The following is a 7,668-nucleotide window of genomic DNA, read 5'->3' on the forward strand; positions in this document are numbered from 1 at the left end:
TCAGAACTTAAAAAATCACCACTAGATCAAAAAAGTGCTTTGCTTGAAACACAAGAAGATAAATTAAAACGAGGTATTGCAAGGTTAATTGATAGTTATGCTCAAGAATATATTGATCAAGAAGAATTTGAGCCAAGAATTAAAGCAATGAAACAAAACTTAAAAATGGTTGAAGAACAAAAGAAAAAGATATTTGATCAGAAAAAACTCACACAAGAGTTAACTCTAGTAGTAACAAATTTAGAGGGGTTTTCCTCTAGTATTAACTCAAGTCTTAATAATGCAGACTGGCTAACTAAACGTGATATTATTAGAACGTTAGTTAAGCGAATTGAGATTAATTTTGAGGATGTAAACATCGTGTTTAGAGTAAAAGAGCTTCCAGACTCTTTTCATATGGAGAAAAATCAATGCTTGCAATGTTGTTGTAGGGGTAGGAAGGCTATTGTTAACAATAGAACATAAATAATTATACAAATCTTCTAACCTTAATACGTTATTTCTCTTCTTGCTGTTGAATTTATACGGAAAAATACCTTCCATAACTTCAATAGTAGTAGCCTTGTTTAAAAATACATTTTCACTTGTCACGCTTATTCTTGCTAAAACAGTGTTAATTTCAGGTTCGTCACTCGTATAAAAATCTGATAGCTGAGTTATTCTAATAACGTACAAAGTTACTATTTTTGACAAGCAATTATCAGCATATTCACAATTTTTTATTACCTCCCACTGAGTAACCTGAGATTTACCTATTTTTGCATTGTTCGGTAATTTACTCATTGAACTTTCTCCATTTAATCCAGTGTAATAAATTATACTAATACTTTGTTAAATAAATAATAACGCGATTACAAAAATATATACTTATAGTGGTATATTATACAAAAATAGCACAATATCTAAGCATTAAAGCTAGTTTTAGCTGGGTACATGGGGCTATTCGTTATTTTGTGTTGTCCAGTGAGGTCCAAAATTAGAGGTCCACTCATATAAAGAGTTTAGTCTGCCTTCTTTGCTATAAAATAAGTTTTCCTTTTGAGCTGTTTTGTTAGTATTAACTAAATTCTAAACTAACTGTGCTATAATGAAAAAGATAAAACTCGGAATACTAATTTCAGGTAGGGGGTCGAATATGCAGGCCTTAATAGAAGCATGTCAAGATCAGAATTTTTCCGCAGAAGTTGCATGTGTTATCACAAATAATAGCGAAGCTGCTGGTCTGAAAATAGCAGAGCAAGCAGGAATCTCAGCGTTTATTGTTAAAGATAAACCGCTTGATGCTGGTAAAATTCACGAAATACTTGTTCAACATAAGGTTGATTTAATTTGCCTTGCAGGGTTTATGAGAATTCTCAAAGCTGATTTTCTGAGTAAATGGCATAACAAGGTGATAAATATTCATCCCTCTTTACTTCCGTCTTTTGAAGGCCTAAACGCTCAAGAGCAAGCTCTAAAAGCAGGTGTAAAAATTACAGGTTGTACTGTACATTATGTCACTCCTGAAGTTGATGCTGGAGCCATAATTGCTCAAGTTGTTGTACCAGTGTTACCAGCTGATGATATTCAAAGCCTCTCAGAACGCATTCTAGCTGAGGAGCATAAGTGTTATGTAGAAGCAGTAAGGTCAATAGCAGAAGATAATGACTGTAATAATTATTGACCTTGAGCGTTTTTTCCAACTTCAACAAAAAATAAATTTTCAGGTTCCAGTAAAGAACTCGCCAGTTCGTTTACTTCCTCTAATTTAACATCATTAATGATATTCGCATAATTATTTATACGGTTAACATCACGATCATTTATCTGCATATTATCTAGCAGCGTTGCTGTATTTGTGTTATTGGACAGGAAAAGGACAAGATTATTTACCAAGCCAATTTTTGCATCCTTGAACAATTGTTCGTCAATTCCTTGCTTTTTTATTCTGCTAAATGTATCTTTTACTGCTGATATAGCTTTGCCAGCAGTAGAACTATCAGTACTTATAAATCCAGATATAATATTTCCATGTTTATTGGAAATAATACTTGCATAAACACCATAAGTAATACCCAAGTTTTGCCTCAGTTCTGTCATTAATATTGAATTCAGCCTCATGCCACCAAGTGCATCAATTAAGACACCAGCGTTATAATAATTAGGATCTTCATAAGCTATACCTTTTTGAGCAAAAAGTATCACACTCTGTGGTATATCCATAAAAATATTCTTACTTTCTGCAGAACCAAAATTATTTTCTACAGGTATTTTTCTAACTTTTGATCTTTTTGACGGCAATTTAGATAAATATTTATCTAATAGCGTAATAATTTCTTCTTTTTTTGCACAACCAGCAACACTGATAACTATGTTATCTTTAGCAAAATTACGCTTTATGTATGTTAAAACATCGTCTCTAGTAATGCTCATTATAGTATCAAGAGTACCATACACACTTTTTGAGTAAGGATGTTTTTTAAACAATAACGTATCTAATTCTTTTCCAGCAACAAAATAAGGATTTTTTCCAAGATTATTAAAATCAACTTTGGCTTTCTCGAAAACTCTATTCAACCCTTCAGGGTCAACTTTAGGACGCATTATAGTATCGCTCAGTAATGAAATTGCTTCCTCTAGATTGTCAGACAAAGTATTTAATGAAACCCTAAATGCTTCTAAATCAGCAATAAAATTTAAACTAATCCCTTTATCTTCAAGCTTTTTCGCAAAATCTTTGGCATCATTTTTTCCTGCCCCTTCTTGGATTACAAGAGAAGTAAACCAAGAAAGCCCCCGTTTTTCCTTATTCTCATACACATAACCTGCATCCTTGAACGATATATTTAGTGAAACTTTTGGCAAATCATGATTTTCTACAAATAAAAACTTAAATCCTTTACGGGTAGTGACCTCCTCTATATTTAGGTTACCACTTGCTTGTAAATTAAAGCCTAGACAGAAAAAAAATAGAAATATAATTTTACTTATTCTCATTATTATCTCCTTTTGGTAATAAACGACCAATTAACTTATTAGCAGAAAAAATAGCACGGATTTTATTATTTACATCCTCTAGATTGACATCATTAATCTTGCTATATGAAATATCTATTTCATCCAGTGGAATACCAAGTGCAAGGTGTGGCACATAGAACATCGCTATATGAGTTAAGTCAGATAGATTATCAAACTGTGCTGCTTTGTATCTATATTTCGAGCTTTGCAACTCCTCATCCGTTATTCCTTTAGACATGAAGTTATTAATAGCATTATCTAACTCTCTTTCAACAATATCTAAATTAACTCCGCTTTTTGGAATGACCTGAATATCAATGTAGCCATCACTAAAAGCTAGGCTATTATAATAAGCAAACACTGATACTGCCACATCTTCATCTAAAACCAGATCATTATACAGTTTGCTGGATTTGCCGCTACCTAAAATTTCAACCGCTAAATGAGCAGCGGAAGCTTCATTTATATGCTCAAATAAGGGTACACGATAACGAAAATATAAAACTGGTTCTTTTACTTCAGTGCTCTCTAAGGTCACCGATAGACCTGCATTATGCACTGGATCCTGATTTGGGTAATTTCTCATTACAGGCTTAGCTTTAATTTCGCCATATTTTTCTTCTGCTAATTTCACTACTTCATCAAGTTCCACATCACCCACAATCAGTAATATTGCATTGCCGGAGTGATAATAGTTATCATGAAACCTCGTTATGTCATCCAAATTGTAAGTTTTGATGTCGCTCTCCCAGCCGATAACAGACCTACCATAGCCAGTACGGTAAAATGCACTATTCATTTCTTCCCATAACAAGTTGTTAGGATGATTATCAAATCTCATTTTTCTTTCTTCCAACACAATGTTTTTTTCTCTATCTATTTTGTCTTGAGTAACATTAAAGCTGCCCATTCTATCTGCTTCAACTTCCATTGCAAGTGGTAAATCTTTTTTGGGGACCAACTCATAATAACAGGTATATTCTTTAGTGGTAAACGCGTTAAATTGAGCCCCAATGCTGCTCATAGTGGCTTCTATATCTGTGAACTTTCCTGTAGTTTCAAACATTAAATGTTCAAAGTAGTGAGCCAATCCTGCTTTGCCGATTGGATCATCCATTCCCCCAACTTTGTATATTACTGCATGTAAAACGGCTGGAATCCGATGATTAGAAACAACATAAACATCTAGTCCGTTACTGAGTTTAGTATATTTTATGTTGTGCTCTATGTTTAAAGCATTCGAAGAAATTGGGTAAGTAAAAAAAAGTACAGGTAGTATAAGAAAACTAAAAAACTTATGAAGCATTATTTCGACCTAATATAAAAACAATTATTTTATTCCTCATTTTGTTTAGAAATAAGCATATCGTATATATACCACTTATATAACAATGTAAACATTCCACAAACTATAGATAAATCTGCTAAATTAAATGCTGGCCAATACCAATCATCAATATGAAAATATATGAAATCATATACAGCTCCCCAATAGATCCTATCAACTACGTTTCCGATTGCTCCACCAATCATCAGAGAAAAACCAAGGTAAGTTGACTGATCGTCAGACCTGTATATCAAATATGCAAGTATACCAATTATTAGTATTGAAAATGCTGAAAAAAAGAAACCGCCATGTGGTAAAGCGCTACACATTCCAAAACTAATACCTGAATTCCAAACTTCAACTAGTTTTATAAAACTAGCGATCTCAATTGATTCTCCTTCATCAATCAATGAGTTTATGTACAACTTGCTCGTTTGGTCAATCAATACTATAATTAATATAACAACTAAGCATAACTTTTTCATAAATTTGCCTTTAACCTATAAACTTTAAGTATATCATAATTTATCTGTTTTGTTAACTCCTCAATACTATGGAATTTTTTTTCTGACCTTATGAATTTTAAAAGTTGTATATTGACTTTATGACTATATACGTCTTCATCAAAATCGAATATGTGCATTTCTATTATAGGCTTTTTCAGATCCTTAAAAGTAGGTCTCATACCAATATTGACTACTCCATATAACCAATTTGGATTACTATCAGGAAAAGTCACTCTAGCGTAATATGTGCCAAACTTAGGTTTTATCATGCAATCTTCTATAGGAATATTTATGGTTGGAAATCCTATTTCTCTACCTCTACATGCACCTTTTGTCACAACACCAGAAACTTGATAAGGCCTGCCGAGCAATTTATTAGCAATTTCTATTTCGCCCCTTTGTACATACTCCCTTATTGAAGAAGAAGAGCAAATTTTGCCGTCAATTGTTAATGGCTCTAATTTAGTCAAAGAGTATCCATATATTTCAGAATATTTCTCTAGAGTTAATATATTACCCAATCGTTTATGACCAAAAGTGCAATTTTCTCCGACAATTATGTGTTTAGCGCCATATTTATCTATTAAAGTCTCACTGATAAAGTCATCACAGCTAACCTCAGAAAAACCTCTATTAAAATTAATAATATATAAGTAATCTATACCATAGCTGCTGATTAGTTCCTTTTTTTGTTCTTGGTCTATTAACCTAAAATTGTTTCTACCAAATAAAACAGTTGATGGGTGAGGCTCAAAAGTTAAAACTGCAGAGGGTAATCCTCTTTCTTGTGCTACCTTCTTGAGAGTAGAAATTGCAAACTCGTGTCCTAAATGAATGCCATCGAAATTTCCGAAGGTTAGTGCTATATTATTTTCTATCCCTTGCTCACAATTATAAATAATTTTCATACAATTTGATGTTTTTACATGTTTCTTATATATAATAACTATATTTTAGTAAGCTACGGAGATAAATTGTGAAAAATGTTGTGATATATGTAAAGAAGGGCTGTCCATACTGCATAAGGGCAAAGGATTTACTAGATAAAAAAGGTGTGAAGTATGAAGAAATTGATGTGCTCAAAAACTCAGATCTATTTAACGACATAAAATCAAAGTATAACGTTAGAACAGTTCCATGGATTTTTATCAACGATAAGCACATTGGGGGGTGTGACAAATTGATGGATCTTGAAAAAGAAGGAAAGTTGGATGATATGCTAAATAATAATGACAATCACACTGATGTCACAACCTACACAAACAGCAATGATGAATGTGGAGAGTGTGTTATACCACATGATGATTTTATGTAACTTTTTATCTTGTTTTGTCGTGTAATACGTAAATGAAAACTAGTATGCTCACTTTAAACAATTCTTAATGAATTAAAAATACAATTCATTCAGTGAGTTTTTTTAGTGGGAAAAAATGACAAAAAATATTTCAATTATTAGCAGAAACTTAATTAGTATCGAATTAGTTAACAAACAAGATTTAGAGAATTTCATCAAGATTTTCACAGTGCTTGATAAACATATAGCAGCTAAAACACTTTTTACAGAAGAAGTGAGAATAGAGTATAAACAACACAACGGCATAGAAGTTGTTGAATTGCTAAAAGATACAGACTTTACATATCATGAGGTTGAAAATGTATTGAACCACCTGAGTAAACATGGAATGAAGGTGCCCAGCAGTGTTATAGCACACACCCTTTTTGCTGCATACAATCATGCACTTGAATTTAAGGATGTAGCATTTTCCTTTTCTGAAGGCTCTCCACAATTTAACATCAGAGTGAGTAAGAACACCTTCATAATAACTCCTATGAGTGAGGAGAATTTGGAATTGAATTCACAAAGTAGCAAGAAATTAATAGAGTCGTTACAGAGCGAAAAAAATATTTATGATTGTATAGTAGAAGAAAATACCATTAAAGTTATAGTGCATTCTGAAATACATCAAGCTATAAATTTGATTATAAAATCACTGATAAAGTCTCGCCTTTTAGCAAAAGAGGAAGAAGGAAAATTCAAAGAGAAATTGAGACAACTTGCTTTTAAGGATCAAGCTTTTGTTGAGTATTCCAGTATCAAAACCATCAGTAGGTATCCACATAATCATCCTCTGAGAAAGCATGAAAGTGTTACTAAGGATATAGAAAATATTTTATGTGATTTCATAGCAAATGAGAATAGCGAGTTCGCTATAGAGCGGTTAAATAGGCTGAGCTCAGCAGTTTCTCCGGATACTCCAAGAGTCATCACTAAAACTATAGATAAACTTGTTAAGTTTCACTAAGATATACGAGAGCCAATAGATTTCTTGTATTACCTTTTGTCATCCAAGTAGCCAAGGCTACTTGGTTCTTTTTTTGGGTTCCAGCTATGTACATAGCTGTACAAACATTGTAGCCGTTATTCAAGTAGTCCGCAGAAACAAAAAAACTTGCTTGACAAACTCCGCCAGCCCTCTTATCATGAAACTGAAGCTATTTATTTATCTTCTCTGTGCAGGTTGAATGACAAAAAAACTCACGTATCTGGCGTATCATGTTTAATTTTTTGCACTATGTGTACCTTATGTCTTATAAAATTTCTACCTACATAAGCTGAAACGCGCTTATAAAGCGTTTAAAACATAAAAAAACGCCAACTTAAAAAATGGATAGTGAATAACTAGCTACCCTAGGGTTTCTTTTGCCTTTTTTTTGTTTAGTAAATTTCTTAACATTTATAATTTAGATTAGTTGCGGTTTAAAAGTAGCTGAATCGCGGTTATTAAGTGTTTAGAATAAAAAAACGCCATACTTGAAAGTATAATGTAAGTAATTAGC

Annotated in this window: 7 protein-coding genes and 1 pseudogene; 4 read left to right on the top strand and 4 right to left on the bottom strand. The window is 32.6% G+C overall.

Going from position 1 to position 7,668, the window contains the following annotated elements; all coding sequences use genetic code 11:
* Window positions 1-465 (top strand): annotated as a pseudogene (locus OZD61_RS04240) (hypothetical protein); the annotation flags it as partial.
* Window positions 466-1,087: 622 nt separating this feature from the next.
* Complete coding sequence (gene purN / locus OZD61_RS04245) at window positions 1,088-1,663, top strand: phosphoribosylglycinamide formyltransferase (protein ID WP_274979974.1); 576 nt, start codon at window positions 1,088-1,090, stop codon at window positions 1,661-1,663.
* Here purN and OZD61_RS04250 read toward each other — a convergent pair.
* The 4 genes from OZD61_RS04250 to ribF are packed head-to-tail and all read right to left on the bottom strand — an operon-like array spanning window position 1,657 to window position 5,738.
* The gene (locus OZD61_RS04250; protein WP_274979975.1) at window positions 1,657-2,976 is read right to left on the bottom strand and encodes a M16 family metallopeptidase; all 1,320 of its coding nucleotides are present in this window, start codon (window positions 2,974-2,976) and stop codon (window positions 1,657-1,659) included. The genes purN and OZD61_RS04250 overlap by 7 nt on opposite strands.
* Window positions 2,963-4,303, bottom strand: coding sequence for a M16 family metallopeptidase (locus tag OZD61_RS04255; RefSeq protein WP_274979976.1), 1,341 nt, complete (start codon window positions 4,301-4,303; stop codon window positions 2,963-2,965). The genes OZD61_RS04250 and OZD61_RS04255 overlap by 14 nt, the downstream gene beginning before the upstream one ends.
* A 29-nt stretch (window positions 4,304-4,332) precedes the next feature.
* Complete coding sequence (gene lspA / locus OZD61_RS04260) at window positions 4,333-4,809, bottom strand: signal peptidase II (RefSeq protein ID WP_274979977.1); 477 nt, start codon at window positions 4,807-4,809, stop codon at window positions 4,333-4,335.
* Entirely contained in the window at window positions 4,806-5,738 is a 933-nt protein-coding gene (ribF, locus tag OZD61_RS04265; RefSeq protein WP_274979978.1) for a riboflavin biosynthesis protein RibF, read from the bottom strand. The genes lspA and ribF overlap by 4 nt, the downstream gene beginning before the upstream one ends.
* 68 nt (window positions 5,739-5,806) lie before the next feature.
* On the opposite strand from ribF, the gene grxC reads away from it, so the two are divergent.
* On the top strand, window positions 5,807-6,145 hold the full coding sequence (grxC, locus tag OZD61_RS04270; RefSeq protein ID WP_182320658.1) for a glutaredoxin 3: 339 nt from the start codon (window positions 5,807-5,809) through the stop codon (window positions 6,143-6,145).
* Window positions 6,146-6,260: 115 nt separating this feature from the next.
* Window positions 6,261-7,133 carry a hypothetical protein gene (locus OZD61_RS04275; RefSeq protein ID WP_274979979.1) on the top strand — a complete coding sequence of 291 codons (873 nt, stop codon included), beginning with the start codon at window positions 6,261-6,263 and terminating at the stop codon, window positions 7,131-7,133.
* Window positions 7,134-7,668: the final 535 nt, after the last annotated feature.

The organism is Wolbachia endosymbiont of Drosophila bocki (assembly GCF_028982005.1).
Lineage (GTDB): Bacteria > Pseudomonadota > Alphaproteobacteria > Rickettsiales > Anaplasmataceae > Wolbachia > Wolbachia pipientis.